Source organism: Actinoplanes sp. NPDC049598, from assembly GCF_040675435.1.
Taxonomy (GTDB): Bacteria; Actinomycetota; Actinomycetes; order Mycobacteriales; family Micromonosporaceae; genus Actinoplanes.
The window spans coordinates 457,512-475,621 of sequence record NZ_JBFAOX010000003.1 but is presented as its reverse complement, the minus strand read 5'-3'; the positions used below and the strand labels follow the sequence as shown (position 1 = coordinate 475,621).

The window sequence follows — 18,110 nt, the reverse complement described above, 5'->3', positions numbered from 1 at the left end:
ATCAGCCGCCGGCCTGAAATCACCGGAAGGTGGTCGCCTGCCTCGGGCGGCCGCGGCGGTCACGTTGCGGCGGCTTGGATGAGGGCGTGCAGCTGGGCCCAGGCCTGTTCGGCGGTTACGCGTTCGTCCAGGCCCTGGCGGAGGAAGGCGTTGATGTGGGGCCAGATGGCGGTGGCGCGGTCGGCGTCCGGGTTGGTGCCGGGCACGTAGGCGCCGATCTCGACCAGTTCGCGGATGTCGCGGTGGGCGGCCATGAGACGGCGGAGCTCGGTCGCGTCGGATTTCTGCTGGGGGGTGGTGATTTTGTTGGCGACGCGGGAGATCGAGTCGAGGGCCTGGATGCTGGGGAAGTGGCCGGCGGTGGCGAGCTTGCGGTCGAGGACGATGTGGCCGTCGAGGATCGAGCGGGCGGCGTCGGCGATGGGCTCGTTGTGGTCGTCGCCTTCGACGAGGACGGTGTAGAGGCCGGTGATGCTGCCCCGGGCGCCGGGCCCGGCCCGTTCGAGCAGCGAGGCCAGCATCGCGAAGACCGACGGGGGATATCCGCGGGTGGCCGGCGGCTCGCCGACGGAGAGACCGACCTCGCGCTGGGCCATGGCCGCTCGGGTCACGCTGTCCATCATCAGCAGGACGTCGGCGCCCTCGTCGCGGTAGTACTCGGCGATCCGGGTGGCCACCGCGCCGGCCCGCAGCCGTACGAGCGGTGGCGTGTCCGAGGTCGCGATCACCACGACCGACCGGGCCAGGCCCTCCGGTCCGAGGTCGTGCTCGATGAACTCGCGGACCTCGCGGCCGCGCTCACCGACCAGGGCGACCACGTTGAGCTGGGCCGACGTGCCTCGCGTGATCATGCTCATCAGGGTCGACTTGCCGACGCCGGAGCCGGCGAAGATGCCGATGCGCTGGCCGCGGCCGCACGGCACGAGCGTGTCCAGGACCCGTACGCCCAGGGGCATGGGCGCGTCGACCAGCTGGCGCTCCATCGCCGAGGGGGGCGCCGCGTCGATGCTGACGAGTTGTCCGCGCAGCGGCGGGCCGCCGTCCATCGGGCGGCCCAGCCCGTCCAGGATCCGGCCTTGCAGGTCGGGGCCGACCGCGACGCGCAGCGGGCCGCCGGTGCTGAGCACGGGGGTGCCTGTGCCGAGACCGGCGATCGGTCCCAGCGGCAAGCAGGACAGCTTCTCGCCGTCGAGCGCGGCGACCTCGGCGAAGATCGCGTCCGGCCCTTCGCCCATCTGGACGAGGTCGCCGACCCGGGCGTCGATGCCGGCCACGGTGACCCGCAGGCCGACCGCGCCGACCACCTTGCCGCGGGTGAGCGGCCGGGCCGCCTCGAGCGCCGCGCCCAGGCGGTGCCGGAAGACGTCGGTCATGGTGCCTCCTCTAGATGCGGAGCGCTTCCCGGGCGCGGTCGACGGCGGCGGCGATCGTCGCGTCGACGGAGCCCATGCCGGTCTCGGCGACCGCGTCCCCGGGGCGCAGCCCGCTGTCGGCCCGCAGGCTCACGCTGCGCCCCTCGTACTCGAAGTCGGCCGCGCCGTCGCCGACCAGGGTCTGGTAGTCGTCCGGGTGCAGGCTCACCACCAGCCGGCCGGCCTCGGGCGCGGCGGCCATGGCCCGGCGCAGCGCGTCCATGCCGCGGCCCTCGGGGTCGCTCACGACCCGGCCCACGATCGCCTCGGCCAGTTCGAAGGCGTGCGCGAGCAGCACCTCCTGGAGCTCGGCGAAGGTCGGCATGAGCTGGTTCTCGAGGTCGGTGACGGCCCGGCCGAGCGCGTTCACGGCCTGGGCCAGGGCGGTCGCCCGGCGCTGCTCGTAGGCTTGCGCGCTGGCCTGGGCCCGGGCCGTCATGGCCTCGGCCTCGGCGGCCGCCTCGCGCTGGCCCTGGGCCCAGCCCTCGGCGTACCCGGCGGTGCGGGCCTGCTGCTTGGCCCGCTCGATGGCCTCGCTGTCGGCCGGCAGCCCGGTGCGCAGGTCGACCGAGAAGCGGGCGGCCGCGGCCGAGTCGGCCATCGAGCCCCGCAGGACGGGGCGGCCCTCAGGCGATGAGCTCATCGGCCTCGCCGCCGCGCTGAACCTCGATCTGACCGGAGTCCTCGAGCGAGCGGATGACCGACACGATCTTGGCCTGGGCCTCCTCGACCATCTTGACCTTGACCGGGCCGAGCAGGTCGATCTCCTCGAGCAGGTTCTCGCGGCCGCGTTCGGACAGGTTCTTGGTGACCTTCTCGCGGACCGTCTCGGGCACGCCCTTGAGGGCCGTGGCCAGGTCGGCCGGCTCCACCTGGCGCAGCACCAGCTGGATGGCGCGGTCCTCGAGGTTGACGATGTCCTCGAACATGAACATCCGGCGCCGGATCTCCTCGGCCAGCTCGGGGCTGCGGGCGTCCAGGGCCTCCAGGATGAGCCGCTCGGTCGTGCGGTCGGCCCGGTTGATGATGTCGACCAGCGGCTGCAGGCCGCCGACGGTGGAGAGCTCGTCCGGCTGGAGCACGGTCGACAGCTTGCGCTGCAGGGCCTGCTCGACCTGGCGGATGATTTCCGGAGAGGTACGGTCCATGACCGCGATCCGGTGCGCGACCTCGGTCTGCACCTCCAGCGAGAGACCGGCCAGGATCGACGAGGCGAGCGCCGAGGGGATGTGCGCGAGCACCAGCGCGATCGTCTGCGGGTGCTCGTACTGCACGTACGAGAGCAGCTGCCGGGGGTCGGCGTGGCTGAGGAAGTTGAAGGGGATGTCGTTCATCGAGGCTTCGAGGCGATCCAGTATCAACGCGGCGCGCTCCTTGCCCAGCGAGGCCTCGAGCAGCTCGCGGGCGTAGTCCATGCCGCCCGACCCGGCGTACCGGGTGGTGGCCATGGCGTAGAACTCGTCCATCACGTCGTCGACCTGGGTCGGGTCGAGCTTGCCGAGCCGAGCGATCTCGGCCGAGATCATCTCGACCTCTTTCTCGGACATCTGGGCCATGATCTGTGCGGATTGTTCCTTGCCGAACTGGACCAGCATTATGGCGGCCTTGCGCACGCCCGTCATCGACATGGTGGTGAGCGCCGGTGTGGGTGTGGTCAACGCGTACTCCCTCGGGGCGTCGGCAGAAAAAGCGGCGGCCGGCGTTCACCGACCGCCGCTGAAAGGCGTCAGTGCGTCGCGTCCGCGGCCAGCCAGCCGCGGAGAAGCACCGCCATCTCGTCAGGTTGATCCTTGACCATCTGCTCGATCTCCCGCTGGCGTTCCTCGCGAGCCTGCACGTTCGTGTCGTCCATGGCGGTTCCCGCCTCCAGCATCTGAGCGGGGATGGCCTGGTTGAGCTCGGCGAGGCGCTGGGCCTCCAGCGCGGCCTGCATGTCCTCCAGGTGCTTGCGCTCCTCAGGGGTGAGCCCGCGGCGCTTCTTGCTCTTGCGGCTGAACCGCCAGGCCAGGAAGAGCAGGGCCACGACGATCGCGCCGAGCGCCCCGGTCTTGATCAGCGACATCTGCTTGGCGTCCTGCGCGGCCGTGGTCGAGGCGCTCAGGGCGTTCTGCGCGGCCTGGGCGGCGCTGGTGTCGAACGGCATGGCGCTGACCGCGATGGTGTCGCCGCGGGTGGCGTCGATGCCGGCGGCCGCGCTGACCAGCTGCTGCACCTGGGCCGGGTCGACGCTGGTGGCGACGCTGCTGTCCAGCAGGACGGCCACGTTGAGCTTGCTGATGCTGCCCGGAGCGCTCTTGCGGGTCTCCTGGGTCTCGTTGATCGCGTTGTTCTTGACCGCCGTGCTGTTCTCGTACTGCCCGGCGTCGCTGCCGCTGCCCCCGGTGGTGCAGCCCGGTCCGGCGACGTTGTCCGGGCCGAGGACGCCGCCGGCGCAGTTCTGCTGCCCGTTGTAGGCCTCACGGCTGTTGCTCTCGGAGAGCGCCGGCACCGACGGGTCGGCGTTGTAGGTCTTGGACTGCGTCTGGGTCTGGTCGAAGTCGAGCTCGGCCGTGGTCGTCACGACGGCGTGCCCGGGACCGACCACGCTCTCCACGAGTTTCTGCAGGGAGCTGTTCATCCGGTTCTGGAAGGCGACGGTCTGGGCCTCGGTGCCGCTGTCACCGCCGGTGCCGATGGCCGCACCGCCACCGGTCGAGAGGATCTTGCCGTCGGCGCCGGCCACGGTGATCTGGGTCGGGTCGAGGCCCTCGACGCTGGACGCCACGAGGTGCACGATCGATTGCACCTGGTCGCTGCTCAGCGGCTGGGTCGAGCTCGACGCGACCAGCACGGAGGCGGTCGGCACGTCCTGGTTGTCGGCGAAGACGTCCTTCTGCGGGATGACCAGGTGCACGGTGGCCGCCTCGACACCCTCGATCGACTTGATCGTGGTGGAGAGCTCACCCTCCAGCGCCCGCTGGTAGTTCGTCTTCTGCATGAAGTCGCTGGTGGTGATGCCCTGCTCGTCGAGCAGGGCGTAGCCGGTGCCGGCGTCGCCGGGCAGCCCCTCGCTGCTCAGCGACAGCCGCAACTCGTTGACCTGGTCCTGCGGCACGAGCACGGTCTGGCCGTCGTTGGCCAGCTCGTACTTGGTGCCGGACTTCTGCAGCGATTCGACGATCGCGCTGGCGTCCTTGTTCGACAGGTTGTTGAAGAGGATCGAGTAGTTCGGCTTCGACGCCCACGTGGCGAAGAAGTACGCACCGACGATGAGCGCGATGACTGCCGCGATCGTGACGGCCTTCTGTCCCGGGGTGAAGGACCGGAACGTGTCCGTGACGCGGCGAACCGGAGCGGGAAGGCGGTCGGTCATGTCAGGCCTGCATCCTCATGATCTCTTGGAACGCTTCCACGGCCTTGTTCCGCACGGCCAGCGTCAGCTGCAGCCCGAGCTGCGCCTCGTTGGCGGCCATGGTGTACTGCGCCGGGTCCTGCAGCTCGCCGGTGGCGGCCTTGGTCGCGAGGTCGGCCGCGTTGTTCTGGCTGGCCTGCACGCTCTCCAGGCCGCGGGAGAGCATGCTGGCGAAGCTCTCGTTGGGGCCCTGGGCCTCGGCCGAGCGGGTGGTGCCGGCGGCCAGCGACTCGGCGCCGCTGATGCCGTTGACCGCGTCGAGACCGGCGACGCTGGTGAAGCCCCCGATCGGGTTGATCGCGGAAGTCATGGCCTACCTCACTTCCCCAGGTTGATCGCCGCTTGGTAGGAGTCCTTGGCCCGGTCCACCACGGACAGGTTGGCCTGGTAGGCGCGCTGCGCCATCATCATCTGGGCCATCTGCGAGCCGAGGTCGATGTCCGGCTTGCGGACGTAGCCCTGCGCGTCGGCGAGCGGGTTGTCCGGCTCGTGCACGAGGACGCCCTCGGCGCTGCCGAACTGCACCCCGCCGACCTGGGCGCCGTTGCCGTCCTGGGCCTCCTGGGCCACGACGTAGCGCGCCTGGAACGCGTTCTCCGAGGTCCGGCTGACGTTGTTCATGTTCGCGATGTTGTCCGACACCGCGTCCAGCCATTTGCGGTAGACGGTGACGCCGGTGCCGGCGACACCGAGGGCGTTGAAGGTGCTCATGATCAGGCTCCCTTGATGGCGTCGCGCAGCATCGAGTACTTGGTGTCCAGCGCCCGCATGGTCAGCTGGTAGCGCATGGTCGTGTCGATGTGGGAGAGGGTCTCCTCATCGAGGTTGACGTTGCTGCCGTTGAGCCGGGTCGGCTCGAGCGAGTTCTGCGTGCTCGGCGCGACACCCAGCGGTGACATGCCCTTGGCGACTGCGCTGCGCAGCGCATCTTCGAATTCGACCTTACGGGCCCGGTAGCCGGGGGTCTCGATGTTCGCGATGTTGTTGGCGATGGCGCTCTGCCGCTGCGCGAGGCCCGCGACCGCGACCTTCAGGGAATTCGTGGAGACGTCGTCGAACACAGCAGCTCCTTGGTGGGTGTTCAAGGTGCCGTTCCGTGGCGGTCCGGGGAGCAATCCGTTGCTCGTACCATGCAGTTCGGCCTGACCGGCGATCCGCTGAGCGCGAAACGGTTGCTGACTGGTTGCACGCAAAAACGTCCCGGGAACCCCGCATAGGGGGTCCCGGGACGCTCGTGGGCAAAACTCTGCGTTTTTACATGGCCCGATCGACGTAGACCGGGCGTTTGACCGCCTCGCCGGTCTCGATCCGGGCCGTCACGGCGATCTGCTGACGGTTGGCGGTCAGCCGCCGGGCGATCTCCTGAGCGGCCTTGAGCTGCCTGGTCAGGATCTCGTCGGCCCGCGGCTTGAGCTCCAGGGGCAGCGCGCCGAGCTCGGTCGGCGGCTTCCACAGGCTGGCCGGTGCGGTCTCGGCGTGGCGGTGCTCGTCGTCGAGCATCGCCTCGACCGCGGCCACGTCGAGCTCCAGCTCGTCGAGGGCCGCGCTCCAGGCGCCCGCCCAGCCCTCAGGCTTCTCGGCGACGCTCAAGGCTCAGCCCGTGACCGCCGAGGCGGCGGCCTCTCGCCAGGCGTCGCGCAGCGGCTCCAGGAAGCCCCGTACGGCCGCGACCCGGCCGGCGTCCTTGGCGATGTTCGCCCCGATCAGCTCGGTCAGCACGTAGCCGTAGAGGTTGGCCAGGCCGGGCGCGCCCGACCAGGCCTCGACGTCGAGGCTGACCTGCAGCTCGATCACGATCTCCTGGGCGTGGGTGATCTTCTCGTGGGCGACCTCGAGCTCGCCGGCCCCCAGCGCCTCCTCGCCCTGCATGAGGTCGAGGATGAGACGGTCGTAGAGCATCATCAGCAGCTTGGCGGGCGAGGCGGTGTTGATCGAGTCCTGCAGGTAGCGGTCACGCAGATTCGGCTGGGGCATGATTCTCCTCGGTCAGGCGCGAATGGGTCAGAGGCCGGAGAGCTGCCCGGCGAGCCAGGTCGACTGCTGCTTCATCTTGCCGAGGGACACCTCGAGGTCGGAGTACGTCTTCTGGAGCGAGGCCTTGCGCGCCTCCAGGCGGAGGTCCCAGTTCTCGATCTGGCTGGTGAGGCTGTCGATCTCGTTCTTACGGCCGGTGACGATCTGGGTGACGTTCTTGGTCTGGTCGACCGACATCTCCCGCATCTGGTCGCCGAAGGCGATGGCCGCGGCCTGGAACTGCTGCGGGTTCTCGTCGTAGTTGGCCTTGAACTTCGTCGGGTCGAACTTGAGCTGGCCGGTCTTGTCGAGCTCGATGCCGAGCTTCGACAGCGAGATGTTGAGCGTCTTGTCGACGCCCGGGTTGGTGGTCTCGTTGTAGACCGGGTTGTCGTAGGAGATACCGAGGCTGATCTTGCTGAGGAACGCCTGTGACATGTTGCGGACCATGAAGTCGCCGGTGAGCGGCGAGCCCTTCTTGGTCGCGGGGTCGTACGCCGTCTGGGTCTTGATCTCGCCGAGCGTGCCGTTGACCGCGTCGACCAGGGCCTGCATCTTGGCCGACATGCCGCTGATGTCGGAGTCGGCGCTGATCGTGACGTCGGATTCCAGCTTCGACACGGTGATCGAGACGCCCGGCATCAGCGTGGTGAAGGTGTTGGTCTTGCTGGTGACGCTGTAACCGCCGTCGACCCCGTCGCCGCCACCGATGTCGAGCCGGGCGTCCTTGGCCTCGGCGACCTGGGTCAGGTCGGTGCCCTCGAGCCCGCTGTCCACGCTGAAGGACGCGTCGGAACCGGTCTTGGTGCCGCTGAGCTGCAGGATGTTGGTGTCGCTGCCGGTGGTGACCAGGACGGCCTTGACGCCGATGCCGGCCGCGTTGATCGAGTTGGCGACGCCCTGGGCGGTCTTGTCCTCGCCGAGGGTGACCGTGCGGGCCTCGCCGCCGACCGTGAACTCGAGCGTGGCGGCCTCGGTGAGGTTGCCGTCCTTGGCCACCTTGGCCGTGTTGATCTGATTGCCGGCCAGGCTGCCCACCGTGAAGATGGTCGTGCCGGAAGCCGTGTTGGTGCCGCCCGTGGCGGTCGCCGTGACCGTGGTCGAGCTCGAGGTCGGCTTGACCGCGCGCCAGGTGGCGAGCTTGCCGACGTCCTCGGCCGCGCTCTTGAGGGCGGCGAGCTTGGCGTTGACCGACTGGTAGGAGGTGACCGCGGTCTGCGCCGTGGACACCTTGCTCTTGAGCCGGTTCTGAGGCTGGGCCTCGACCTGCATGAGCGAGGAGATCACGGACGAGGTGCTGAGGCCACTGACGAGGCCGTCAACCGAGGTGGACACGGGCGCCTGCCTTTCGGTGCGGAAAGAGCCTTGAAACGAAGTGGGGGAGCCGGCATGTTCCGCCGGTCTCCCCCACCTATTCGGTCACGCGGCCGGGAGATTCAGCTCCCGACGGTGGCAATTCGGTTAGCGCAGCAGCGAGAGAACGTTCTGCGCCGACTGGTTGGCCTGCGACAGCATCGACGTGCCGGCCTGGGTGAGGATCTGCGAACGGGTGAAGGAGACCATCTCCTGGGCCATGTCGGTGTCACGGATACGCGACTCCGACGCGGACAGGTTCTCCACCGCCACGTTCAGGTTGTTGATGGTGTGCTCGAAGCGGTTCTGGACCGCACCGAGCGAGGCCCGGCTGTCGGAGACCGACTGGATCGCCTTGTCGATCACGTCGATGGCCGCGTCCGGGTCCTTGGTCAGGTCGAGCACGCCGGTGCCGAGCGACTCCGAGTCGACCGCGCCGATGTTGATGTTGATGCTCTCGGTGCGGTTCGCGCCGACCTGGAACTTGCCGGTGTTTCCGCCCTCGACGGTCTCCATGGCGGTCGAGACGCCCATCGGGGCGCCGGTGGCGGTGAAGTCGCCGGCGCCGCTCAACGAGAAGGTCGTCATGGCCTCGGTGGTGCCGCCGTTGTCGGCCATCTTGGTCTTGGCCGACATGGAGACCTCGGTGCCCTGGAAGCCGTTGGCCTTCAGCGCGGCCGACATCTTCTCATTGACCGCGGCCGCGATGTCCTGGCCGGTCGTGGCGTTCTTCAGGTCCTCGGCCGTGACCGTGACGGTGATCGCCGACGGGTTGCCGCCGGTGCCGTCCAGCGTCTTGCCGGCGACCTTGTCCAGCGTGAACGTCATGTCGGTGCCGTCTTTGACGGCCTTGATGGCGTCCGCGATGTCGCTCGCGCTCTGTGCCGTCGCGCCGGCGGTGTCGGTCTTGGTGGTCGCGCCGAAGGCACCGCCGAGCAGCTTCGACTTGCCGAACGAGGTGGTCTCGCCGATCCGGTCGAGCTCGGCGTTCAGCTGCTGCATCTCCTTGTTCGAGGCCTTGGCGGCCTCGGAGTCGGTGGCGCCCGAGTTGGCCGTCTGCACCGACAGGTCACGCATGCGCTGCAGGATCGAGGTGACCTCGTTCAGCGAGCCCTCAGCGGTCTGGGCGACGCTGACGCCGTCCTGGGTGTTGCGGACGGCGACCTTGAGACCGCCGATCTGCGAGCGCAGGCCCTCGGAGATCGAGAGACCGGCCGCGTCGTCGGCCGCCCGGTTGATCCGGAAACCGCTGGACAACTTCTCCAGCGACTTCGACATCTGGCTGTCGGTGACCGACAGGTTCCGGTAGGCGTTCTGAGCGGCGATGTTCTGATTGATACGAAGACCCATGAGTGGTTCCTCCCTGAGGGGTCTCTGTGCCGGCCCGTCCTTGAGCCGAGGCGTACGCCATTCCGTTCGGCGCTGCGCCGACGGTTCATGAGCAGTCTGCGAGATTTCTTCGCCCTTTTCCGGCGAACCCGAAGAAAGTGGGCGGCCGGAGGAAATGGCCCGATCGGGGGAAATCCCTCAGCGGAGTCGGGGACGTGCCGACCTGTCCGAATGAGCGGGCTCGTCAGCAGGACGTGCCCGGCCCGAGGCGAGACGGAGGTCCAGGGGTGAGTCTGACCGACCTGGCCAGCGTCCTGTGGCGGTCACGTGAGCTGCTCGAGATGCTGTTGTTCAAGCTTGAGGAGGAGCAGCTGCTCCTCGCGGCCAACCGGTCCCGCTGGCTGAGCCACGCCACCCGGGAGGTCGAGGTGGTCCTCGACCAGATCCGGCAGACCGAGGTCATCCGGGCCGCCTACGCCCAGGACTGCGCCGTCGAGCTGGGCCTGCCGGCCGAGGCCTCGCTCGGTGAGCTCGCCGACGCCGCCCCCGAGCCCTGGGGCGACCTGCTGCACCAGCACCGCAAGGCTTTTCTGCTGCTGACCTCCGAGATCAGCGCCCTCGCCGACGTGAACCGGGATCTGCTGACGGCCGGTCAGCGGGCGGCCCGCGAAACCATGCTCGCGTTCACCGAATCTGTGGAAACGTACGGACCGCAGGGGCAGACCGTTTCGGGCGGCGTGCGCCGCTCCAGCCTGGTTGATGAGGCAATCTGATGGCTAGTACCTTCGGCGGTTTGAACACGGCGCTCACCTCGCTCTACGCGCAGCGCCGCGGCCTGGACGTCACGGGCCAGAACATCGCGAATCAGAACACCGAGGGCTACACGCGGCAGAAGGTCCGCATGCAGTCCCAGACCGGCAGCCTGAACCCGGGCGTCTATGCCACGACGACCCAGGTCGGCAACGGCGTCACTGTCTCGTCGGTGGAGCGCGGCCGCAACGCGTACCTCGAGGAGCGCGGGCGCACCGAGCACGCCAACTCCGCGTACCTGTCGACCCAGAAGACGTCGTACGCGCAGATCGAGAGTGTGCTGGCCGAGCCGAGCGACACCGCGCTGCAGGCGCGCATGCACGACATGTGGGACGCCTGGAACGACGTGGCCAACAACTGGCAGGACCCGTCGACCCGGTCGGCGCTGATCGAGCGCAGCCAGACCGTGGCCACCACCCTCAACGACACCCACGCGTCGCTGGACAACCAGTTCACCGCCAACCGGACCCAGGCCCAGGCGTTCGTCAGCCAGGTCAACAACCTGGCGACCTCGATCGCCGACATGAACCAGCAGATCGTGGTGGCGCACTCGGCCGGCCTCGAGGCCAACGAGCTGATGGACCAGCGCGATGTGCAGATCATGCAGCTGTCCGAGTTGACCGGGGCGACCACGCAGAGCAAGACGAACGGCGCGGTCAACGTCTACCTCGGCACGGCCCCGCTGGTCAGCGATTTCTCGACGCGCACAGTGGAGCTGACCGGCCCGCCCTCGCTCGCCGCGTGGACCGCCGACACCCCCGTCGCTCTCAAGTGGAACGACACCGACATGCCCGTGACCACCGGTGGTCAGATGGGCGCGATGCTCGACACGATGAACAACATCATCCCGACCATCTCGGGCCAGCTCGACGACGTGGCCGCCTCGCTCGCCAAGAACGTCAACGACGCGGTCATGGCCGGCTATGACATCAACGGCGACGAGGGGACCGCGTTCTTCCAGGGCACCACCGCCGGCGAGATCAAGGTGCTGGTCACCACGCCCGACAAGGTGGCGTTCTCGGCCGGCAACCCCAAGAACCTCGACCCCGAGCTGGCCGCGCTGGATCACGGCGTGGCCGACTCACTGTCCGAGATGGGCACGTCGTCGACCGGGCCGGACGCGACCTACCAGACCATGATCGGGCAACTCGGCGTGGCCTCGCAGGCGTCCGCGCGGCGCAGCGACATCCAGGACGCGGTCACCGACCAGGTGGACACCACGCGCGAGGCCGAGTCGGGGGTCAACCTCGACGAGGAGATGACCAACATGCTGACCTTCCAGCGCGGTTACGAGGCCGCCTCCCGCGTGCTGACCACCATCGACTCGATGCTCGACCAGCTGATCAACCGCACCGGCCTGGTCGGCCGCTGATCAGCGGTGAGTCTCCAGTGAGGAGGGCAGCATGACGATTCCCAGCAGGGTCACCGACAGCAGCATGTCCCACCGGATGCTCGGTGACCTGCAGCGCAACATGGCCCGCGGGCAGAAGCTGCAGGCTCAGATCTCCAGCGGCAAGGTGCTCAGCAAGCCGTCCGACTCGCCGACCGGCACGGTCACCTCGCTGCAGCTGCGCGGCGAGCTGCGCGCCACCCAGCAGTACACGCGCAACGCCGACGACGGGGTGGGCTGGCTCGGCACGATCCAGGACAAGCTCGGCGCGGCCTCGAGTCAGATCATCCGGGTCCGCGACCTGACGGTGCAGGGCCTGAACGCGGCCTCCACCGACGACGGCAGCCGCGGGGCGCTCAAGGCCGAGATCGACAACATCCGGCAGTCGCTGATCGGCGAGGCCAACACCAAGTACATGGGCCGGCCGGTCTTCGGTGGCACCACCCCGGGCGACACGGCCTTCGACGACACCGGCAAGTACGTCGGCAACACCGCGGAGACCACCCGTACGGTCGGCCCCAACGCCCGGGTCCGTATCGAGGCCAACGGCGTCGACGCGTTCGGCGCCAACGACAGCGACACTCAGCTCTTCAAGGTACTGAGTGACATTTCCACGGCTTTGGACGACAACGACCACGCGGCGCTGGACGATGCGCTGGGTCGACTCGATTCGGCCCACGATTTACTAAAGTCCACCCTTTCGGACGTTGGCGCCCGATATAATCGGATTACGCAGATGAAGCAGTCAGCAGACGACCATCTGCTGTCCGTGACGTCGCAGCTGTCCGATATCGAGGATGTCGACCTGCCCAAGGCGATCATGGAATTGCAGATCCAGCAGACCTCGTATCAGGCCGCCCTGGCCGCCTCGGCCAAGGTGATCCAGCCCTCGCTCATCGATTTCCTGAGGTGACCATGAGTACTCGCACCGCGCACCGACCGATTGAGGCCTCCATGACCGACGCGTCCATGGGCCTGCCGACCATCACCATGGCGGTGCCCATGCCGGGCTTCCCGGCCCACCGGGAGTTCGTCCTGGTGCGGCTGAACGAAGACGGGCTGCTCTACGCGTTCACGTCCATCGAGGACCCGGAGCTGCGCTTCCTCGTCGCGCCGCCGGAGCCCTTCTTCCCGGACTACGCGCCGGAGATCGAGAAGGAGGTCTTCGCGGCCCTGAACAGCAAGGACCCGGACCGCCTGCTCCTGCTGACCGTCATCACGGCCGGCCAGGACGAGACCACGGCGAACCTGCTGGCGCCGATCGTGGTCGACCGGGACAGCATGCGGGCCATGCAGGTCGTGCTGAGCGGCTCCGGTCTCCCGGTCCGCGCGATCATGAACCGGGCCTACTGAACCGTCACGGGCGCGGTCGCGGTCCCCGCGGCCGCGCCGTCTCGCGATGCTGTCCGTCCACGGATGGAGGAGGGCACCGACGATGCTCGTACTGACCCGGCGCGCCGGGGAAAGCGTGATGATCGGCGACGACGTCATCATCACGGTGCTCGAGGCGCGCGGCGACGTGATCCGGCTGGGCATCCAGGCTCCGCGTGACGTGCAGGTGCATCGCGAAGAGGTGTACCGGGAGCTGCGGGCGGCCAACCAGGAGGCCGCGTCGCCCACGGAGGACGAGGTCCAAGCGGTCTCGAAGTTGCTGCAGACGCCGGACACGCCGGCCTGAGCGTGTCCGGCGCCCCCGCGCTCTTGGTAAGAGAGTGCGGGGCGGACGTTGCCGGCCGCGTCTCCGCGCGAGTGCAGAACAGTTGCCAAGGGAGATGCGATGTCGCGACTCGCCCAGCTGGGGATCGCCAAGCGACTGGCGTTGATCGTGGTGGTCGGGGCCGTCATGCTGGCCGCCCTGGCGTCGATCTCGCTGGCCGGGCAGAGCCGGCTCGCCGACCAGGCCGATCTGGTGTCGCGGCTGCAGTCCGGGCAGGCCGCGCTGAACCATCTCGACACCCGGCAGAGCGAGCTCAAGGTGGACGCCTACCGCTCCGCCCTGGGCCAGGACGTCACCCAGGACGTGCTCGACGACGTGCAGTCGTCCACCGACGCGGCCGACGCGGTGGTGGCCGCGAACCTGCCCGGCGACCTGGCGGCCACGTTCGCCGACGACCGGCCCGACTTCGTCGACTTCAGCTCCTTCATCACCGAGTTCACGACCGCGGCCAAGGCCGGCGCCGGCTCGGTGGCCTCGCGCCTGGGCGAGATCTCGGAGCGCAACAACAAGACCGACGACGAGCTCGGCGCCCTGTCGGACCGGGTCACCGCGGCCGTGGCGGCCGAACAGGCCGACATGGCCAAGACGGTTCGCAGCACCCGGACGCTGTCGCTGGTGGTCGCGATCGCCGGCCTGATCCTGCTGGTGGCGCTCGCGATCCCGCTGGCCCGTTCGATCCTGGTGCCGGTGCGCACGCTGGGGGCGGTGATCGACGCGCTGGCCCGGGGCGACCTGACCGGGCGCAGCGGCATCACCAGTCGCGACGAGCTCGGCCGGATGGCCGCCGGCTTGGACGGGGCGATCGAGTCGATGCGGACCTCCATGCAGACCATCGGCCAGGACGCCGACGCGCTGGCCGCGGCCGCGGGGCAGCTCTCCGTGGTGGCGGCGCGGATCTCCGAGGCGGCCGAGAACACCGACCGGCAGTCGCAGGCGGCCTCGGCCGAGGCCGAGGAGATCTCGCGCAACGTGCAGTCGGTCGCCGCCGGCTCGGAGCAGATGGGCCTGGCCATCCGGGAGATCTCCCGCAACACCAGCGAGTCGGCCCAGATCGCCTCGGTCGCGGTCTCCGAGGCGGCCCGCGCCACCGACACCGTCCGCCAGCTCGGTGACTCCTCGGCCGAGATCGGCAACGTGATCAAGCTGATCACCTCGATCGCCGAGCAGACCAACCTGCTCGCGCTCAACGCCACCATCGAGGCGGCCCGCGCCGGGGAGGCCGGCAAGGGCTTCGCCGTGGTCGCCAGCGAGGTCAAGGACCTGGCCCAGGAGACCGCCCGGGCGACCGAGGACATCGGCTCCCGGGTCGCGGCCATCCAGCAGGACACCAGCGGCGCGGTCGAGGTCATCTCGCGCATCTCCGAGGTGATCGCGCAGATCAACGAGTTCCAGACGACGATCGCCTCGGCCGTCGAGGAGCAGACCGCGACCACGGGCGAGATGAGCCGCAGCATCGCCGAGGTGGCCAACGGCTCGGCCCGCATCGCGCACAACATCTCCGACGTCTCCGCCGCCAGCGCCGAGTCGGTGCGCGGCGTCGAGCAGACCCGGCAGGCCTCGGGCGACGTCTCCCGCACCGCCGACGAGCTGCGCGACCTGGTCGGGACCTTCCGGCTGTGAGCACGCGCACCCGGACCGCACCAGCGGCACACCGGGGTTGACAACATCGCTCCCGCACTCTCGACGTCAGATGGGAAGAACCCCCGTCGGCCGATCCAGTCCGGGAGAGAACGTGACCGCAGAGCGGGAATCAGTCATCGGGGGCGTACGCGCCGTCGACGCGCTGGATCTGACGACGGACGCGCATGTGCACACCGGCTTCGCGGCCGGGCGGGACAGCGTCGGTGTCGTGGTGTCCGCGGCCGACCGGGCCGGGCTCACCGGGATCACGTTCGCCGACCAGGCCGGCCCGGACACCACGTGGCTGCCGGCCTACGCCGACGCGATCGCCCGGGCCCGCCGCCGGACCGATCTCACCCTGCGCGTCGCGGCCGAGGTCGAGGTCGTACGCCCCGACGGCTGGCTGGCCCTGCCGGCCGACCTCAGTCACGTCGACGCCGTGTCGGTCGCCGTCTCCGGTCTGCCGCTGGAGCGCGGCGTGCTCGGCCCCCGTGAGGTCCGGGCCCTGATCTCCGGCGGCGAGATGACCGCCGAGCAGGTGGCCGAGAGCCTGGTCGCCGCGACGATCCTCGGCCTGCGGCGGGCCTGCCGGTACGCCCCGACCCAGCTGGCCCGGCCGCTGCGCCTGCTCACCGAGGTCGGCCTGGACGACGCCGTGCTCTGTTCGGACCTGATCGGCGCGCTGGCCGCGGCCTGCCGGGAGACCGGCACGCTGGTCGAGATCAGCGAGGCCTGGCGCAGCCCGTCCGGCCGGATCGTGGCCATGCTGCGTGCGGCGGAGGTGGCGATGGTGCCCGCGAGTGACGCCCGGTACGCGGCCGAGGTGGGCCGGTGGCAGTACGTGCGCCGGGTCTGAACGAAACCCGGATCGTCCGGTAGCCCCATACGTACGCTCAGTGATGCCGATAGTCGGCACGCGCAGGTATGGGGGTATGCGATGAGCATGGTTCAGCAGGCCATCGAGGTGAGTGCACCGTTGCACACGGTGTACGAGCAACTCGCCACGTTCGAGAACTACCCACGGTTCATGAGCGGCGTCCGGGAGGTCACCCCCCTCGGCGCCGATCAGACCCACTGGATCATGGATGTCGAGGGGAAGACCCGCGAGTTCGACGCCCAGATCACCGAGCGCCGGATGGACGAGCGCGTCTCGTGGTCGACGATGGAGGGCCCGCTGCTCGCCGAGACCCTCACGCTGCGCCCGCTGGGCGAGACCAAGACCCAGGTGGTCGCGCAGCTCGAGGCCGACATCGCGTTCCTCATGCCGAACGACCGGCACGGCCAGCAGTCGCTCACCCGCCGGCTCCGCGACGACCTGACCGCCTTCAAGGGCCTGGTGGAGAGCGGTGAGCTCGGCGGCGCCAGCACGAAGCGGCTCGCGCCCTCACCGGCCGCGGTCGCCGCCCGGGCCCGCCACCGCCCGCCGCACCCCGGCGCGGGCTGGGGCACCAGCGCGGCCGAGCGCAGCAACGCCAGCCGCATCGACCTTCCGCATCACGGTGGCCTGGCGGCCAACGCCGGCACCAATGTGGACATCACCTCGGCGCCCGGCATCCGCAGCGCCCACGACCTCGACGACGTGCTGCCCCCGGGGCGCCGGATCGCCAAGTCGGGCCCGATCAGCGGCTCGGCCGGCTCGGCCCGGATGGGCGGGCGCACCCCGCAGAAGGACGCGTGGGGCGACGGCATGATCAACGAAGAGGACCGGGGCAGCGCCCACGACCTCTGACGGGCCTCTCAGACGGGGGCGAGCTCGAAGGCGACGACGAGCCTCGCCCCCTGCGGCACGGCATGCTCGTACCGGACCGATCCGCCGTTCGCCTCGGCCAGGTGCCGGACGATGAACAGGCCCAGGCCGGCGCCGCGCATGAAGCGCCCGAAGAGGTTCGGCAGCAGTTCGTCGGCGATGCCCGGGCCGTTGTCGCGCACGGTCACTTCCACGGTCTCGCCGTGGCGCTCGGCGCTGAGCTCGATCGGCGGCGACCCGTACGCCACCGCGTTGTTGACCAGGTTCTGCAGCACGGCCGTGACGTGACCACGGTCGGCCAGCGCCGACAGCCCGTCGTCGATCGTGACCCGGACGTCGTGCGGGCCGGCCGACGAGGCCGCGGCCACCGTCTCGGCCACCTCGCGCAGCGGGACGGGCGCGCGCCGCGCGGTGACCGAGCCCATGTCGAGCCGGAACAGCAGCTGCAGGTCGTTCATCATCTTGATCAGACGCTGCGTGTTCTTGTCGATCTTCGTGGCGAGCTCGAGCCGGATGTCGTCCGGCAGGTCGTCCCAGTCGGCCTTGAGCAGCTCGGCCAGACTGGCGATGGAGCTGATCGGCTGGGCCACGTCGTGGGTGAGCATGGAGGTCAGGTCGTTCTTGAAGGTGAGCGCCGCCTCCAGGCGGGCGTTGGCCTCGCGCAGCATCGTGTTGCCCTGCTCGAGCTCGGCCGCGTGCTCGGTGAACCTCTCCGCGGAGTGCTTGCGGTCGGGGACGCCGACGGGGCCGGCCGCGACTCCCGCGCGCTCAGCGAGCTCGCCGGCCGACCGCCGCTGGTGGCGTCGAAGCGCCGTGAGCAGGGCCGCGGCGCCGAAGACGGCGACCGCGGCCCCGGCACCCCCGGCGGTCAGCCGGGACAGCCTGCCCACATCATGCGCCGCACTCTGCACCCGGTCCCCTCAAGGATATGAGGAAACGAGCATAACGCGGCGAATGCCTATAAAGCGGTTACTTTCCCGCCCACTCGAAGCCCTGCTCCAGGACGATCCGCTCACCCACGCGGCTGATGTCCTCGTGGTGGCGGTTCGCGTGGTGACCGCAGAAGGCCAGCTCGCCGCCGGTGGTCAGGGTGACCGTCAGACGGGCGGCCGCGCTGCACCGGTCACAGCGGTCGGTCAGCGAATCGACGGTAACGATCTCGGGCGACAGCAGGCTGGACATATCGCTCTCCTTGCTCGGTGGCGGTGTGTAGCGGTACTCCGGGTAGATCGGCCCTCCGCCGCACGGGTTTAGCTCTTCTCTTCGATCTTCCAGGCGGTGAGGGCCGCTGCGGAGGCGTTACAACCCACGTGCAACTTTGCGGGTCC

The 18,110-nt window shown here is 69.4% G+C and carries 21 protein-coding genes; 8 read left to right on the top strand and 13 right to left on the bottom strand.

Annotated features, from left to right (window positions below; translation table 11 throughout):
- Nucleotides 1-59: 59 nt before the first annotated feature.
- The 11 genes from AB0J66_RS10960 to AB0J66_RS10910 all read right to left on the bottom strand — a co-directional run bounded on the left by AB0J66_RS10960 (nt 60) and on the right by AB0J66_RS10910 (nt 9,519).
- Nucleotides 60-1,373 carry a FliI/YscN family ATPase gene (locus tag AB0J66_RS10960; protein ID WP_364658447.1) on the bottom strand — a complete coding sequence of 438 codons (1,314 nt, stop codon included), beginning with the start codon at nt 1,371-1,373 and terminating at the stop codon, nt 60-62.
- A 10-nt stretch (nt 1,374-1,383) separates the two neighbouring features.
- Complete coding sequence (locus AB0J66_RS10955; protein WP_364658444.1) at nt 1,384-2,055, bottom strand: FliH/SctL family protein; 672 nt, start codon at nt 2,053-2,055, stop codon at nt 1,384-1,386.
- Nucleotides 2,039-3,070, bottom strand: coding sequence for a flagellar motor switch protein FliG (gene fliG / locus AB0J66_RS10950; RefSeq protein WP_364658441.1), 1,032 nt, complete (start codon nt 3,068-3,070; stop codon nt 2,039-2,041). Before fliG ends, AB0J66_RS10955 begins: the two co-directional genes overlap by 17 nt.
- Nucleotides 3,071-3,138: 68 nt before the next feature.
- The gene (gene fliF, locus AB0J66_RS10945; RefSeq protein WP_364658438.1) at nt 3,139-4,764 is read right to left on the bottom strand and encodes a flagellar basal-body MS-ring/collar protein FliF; all 1,626 of its coding nucleotides are present in this window, start codon (nt 4,762-4,764) and stop codon (nt 3,139-3,141) included.
- Between the two features lies 1 nt (nt 4,765).
- Complete coding sequence (fliE, locus tag AB0J66_RS10940; RefSeq protein ID WP_364658435.1) at nt 4,766-5,113, bottom strand: flagellar hook-basal body complex protein FliE; 348 nt, start codon at nt 5,111-5,113, stop codon at nt 4,766-4,768.
- Nucleotides 5,114-5,121: 8 nt separating this feature from the next.
- On the bottom strand, nt 5,122-5,514 hold the full coding sequence (locus AB0J66_RS10935) for a flagellar basal body rod C-terminal domain-containing protein (RefSeq protein WP_364658432.1): 393 nt from the start codon (nt 5,512-5,514) through the stop codon (nt 5,122-5,124).
- Between the two features lie 2 nt (nt 5,515-5,516).
- On the bottom strand, nt 5,517-5,864 hold the full coding sequence (flgB, locus tag AB0J66_RS10930) for a flagellar basal body rod protein FlgB (RefSeq protein ID WP_364658429.1): 348 nt from the start codon (nt 5,862-5,864) through the stop codon (nt 5,517-5,519).
- A gap of 193 nt (nt 5,865-6,057) precedes the next feature.
- Complete coding sequence (locus tag AB0J66_RS10925) at nt 6,058-6,393, bottom strand: hypothetical protein (protein ID WP_364658426.1); 336 nt, start codon at nt 6,391-6,393, stop codon at nt 6,058-6,060.
- 3 nt (nt 6,394-6,396) lie between these two features.
- On the bottom strand, nt 6,397-6,777 hold the full coding sequence (fliS, locus tag AB0J66_RS10920; RefSeq protein ID WP_364658424.1) for a flagellar export chaperone FliS: 381 nt from the start codon (nt 6,775-6,777) through the stop codon (nt 6,397-6,399).
- A gap of 27 nt (nt 6,778-6,804) precedes the next feature.
- Nucleotides 6,805-8,151 (bottom strand): flagellar filament capping protein FliD, encoded by a 1,347-nt coding sequence (fliD, locus tag AB0J66_RS10915; RefSeq protein WP_364658422.1) that lies wholly within the window; start codon nt 8,149-8,151, stop codon nt 6,805-6,807.
- 126 nt (nt 8,152-8,277) lie between these two features.
- Nucleotides 8,278-9,519 carry a flagellin gene (locus AB0J66_RS10910; protein ID WP_364658419.1) on the bottom strand — a complete coding sequence of 414 codons (1,242 nt, stop codon included), beginning with the start codon at nt 9,517-9,519 and terminating at the stop codon, nt 8,278-8,280.
- Nucleotides 9,520-9,785: 266 nt separating this feature from the next.
- Here AB0J66_RS10910 and AB0J66_RS10905 point away from each other — a divergent pair, with 266 nt between their 5' ends.
- The 8 genes from AB0J66_RS10905 to AB0J66_RS10870 all read left to right on the top strand — a co-directional run bounded on the left by AB0J66_RS10905 (nt 9,786) and on the right by AB0J66_RS10870 (nt 16,764).
- Entirely contained in the window at nt 9,786-10,271 is a 486-nt protein-coding gene (locus AB0J66_RS10905; protein WP_364658417.1) for a flagellar protein FlgN, read from the top strand.
- Nucleotides 10,271-11,680: a flagellar hook-associated protein FlgK gene (flgK, locus tag AB0J66_RS10900; protein WP_364658414.1), complete on the top strand. Its 1,410-nt coding sequence runs from the start codon at nt 10,271-10,273 to the stop codon at nt 11,678-11,680. Before AB0J66_RS10905 ends, flgK begins: the two co-directional genes overlap by 1 nt.
- A gap of 31 nt (nt 11,681-11,711) precedes the next feature.
- The gene (gene flgL / locus AB0J66_RS10895) at nt 11,712-12,611 is read left to right on the top strand and encodes a flagellar hook-associated protein FlgL (RefSeq protein ID WP_364658411.1); all 900 of its coding nucleotides are present in this window, start codon (nt 11,712-11,714) and stop codon (nt 12,609-12,611) included.
- A 41-nt stretch (nt 12,612-12,652) separates the two neighbouring features.
- A complete protein-coding gene (locus AB0J66_RS10890; RefSeq protein WP_364658408.1) occupies nt 12,653-13,051 on the top strand; it encodes a flagellar assembly protein FliW in 399 nt (132 codons plus the stop codon).
- 82 nt (nt 13,052-13,133) lie between these two features.
- The gene (csrA, locus tag AB0J66_RS10885; RefSeq protein ID WP_364658405.1) at nt 13,134-13,376 is read left to right on the top strand and encodes a carbon storage regulator CsrA; all 243 of its coding nucleotides are present in this window, start codon (nt 13,134-13,136) and stop codon (nt 13,374-13,376) included.
- A 99-nt stretch (nt 13,377-13,475) separates the two neighbouring features.
- Entirely contained in the window at nt 13,476-15,035 is a 1,560-nt protein-coding gene (locus AB0J66_RS10880; RefSeq protein WP_364658402.1) for a methyl-accepting chemotaxis protein, read from the top strand.
- A gap of 112 nt (nt 15,036-15,147) precedes the next feature.
- Nucleotides 15,148-15,891, top strand: coding sequence for a hydrolase (locus tag AB0J66_RS10875; protein ID WP_364658401.1), 744 nt, complete (start codon nt 15,148-15,150; stop codon nt 15,889-15,891).
- 81 nt (nt 15,892-15,972) lie between these two features.
- Nucleotides 15,973-16,764 (top strand): SRPBCC family protein, encoded by a 792-nt coding sequence (locus tag AB0J66_RS10870; protein ID WP_364658398.1) that lies wholly within the window; start codon nt 15,973-15,975, stop codon nt 16,762-16,764.
- An 8-nt stretch (nt 16,765-16,772) separates the two neighbouring features.
- Here AB0J66_RS10870 and AB0J66_RS10865 read toward each other — a convergent pair whose 3' ends face one another.
- Nucleotides 16,773-17,672: a HAMP domain-containing sensor histidine kinase gene (locus AB0J66_RS10865; RefSeq protein ID WP_364658396.1), complete on the bottom strand. Its 900-nt coding sequence runs from the start codon at nt 17,670-17,672 to the stop codon at nt 16,773-16,775.
- Between the two features lie 79 nt (nt 17,673-17,751).
- Nucleotides 17,752-17,964 (bottom strand): hypothetical protein, encoded by a 213-nt coding sequence (locus AB0J66_RS10860; protein WP_364658394.1) that lies wholly within the window; start codon nt 17,962-17,964, stop codon nt 17,752-17,754.
- Nucleotides 17,965-18,110: the final 146 nt, after the last annotated feature.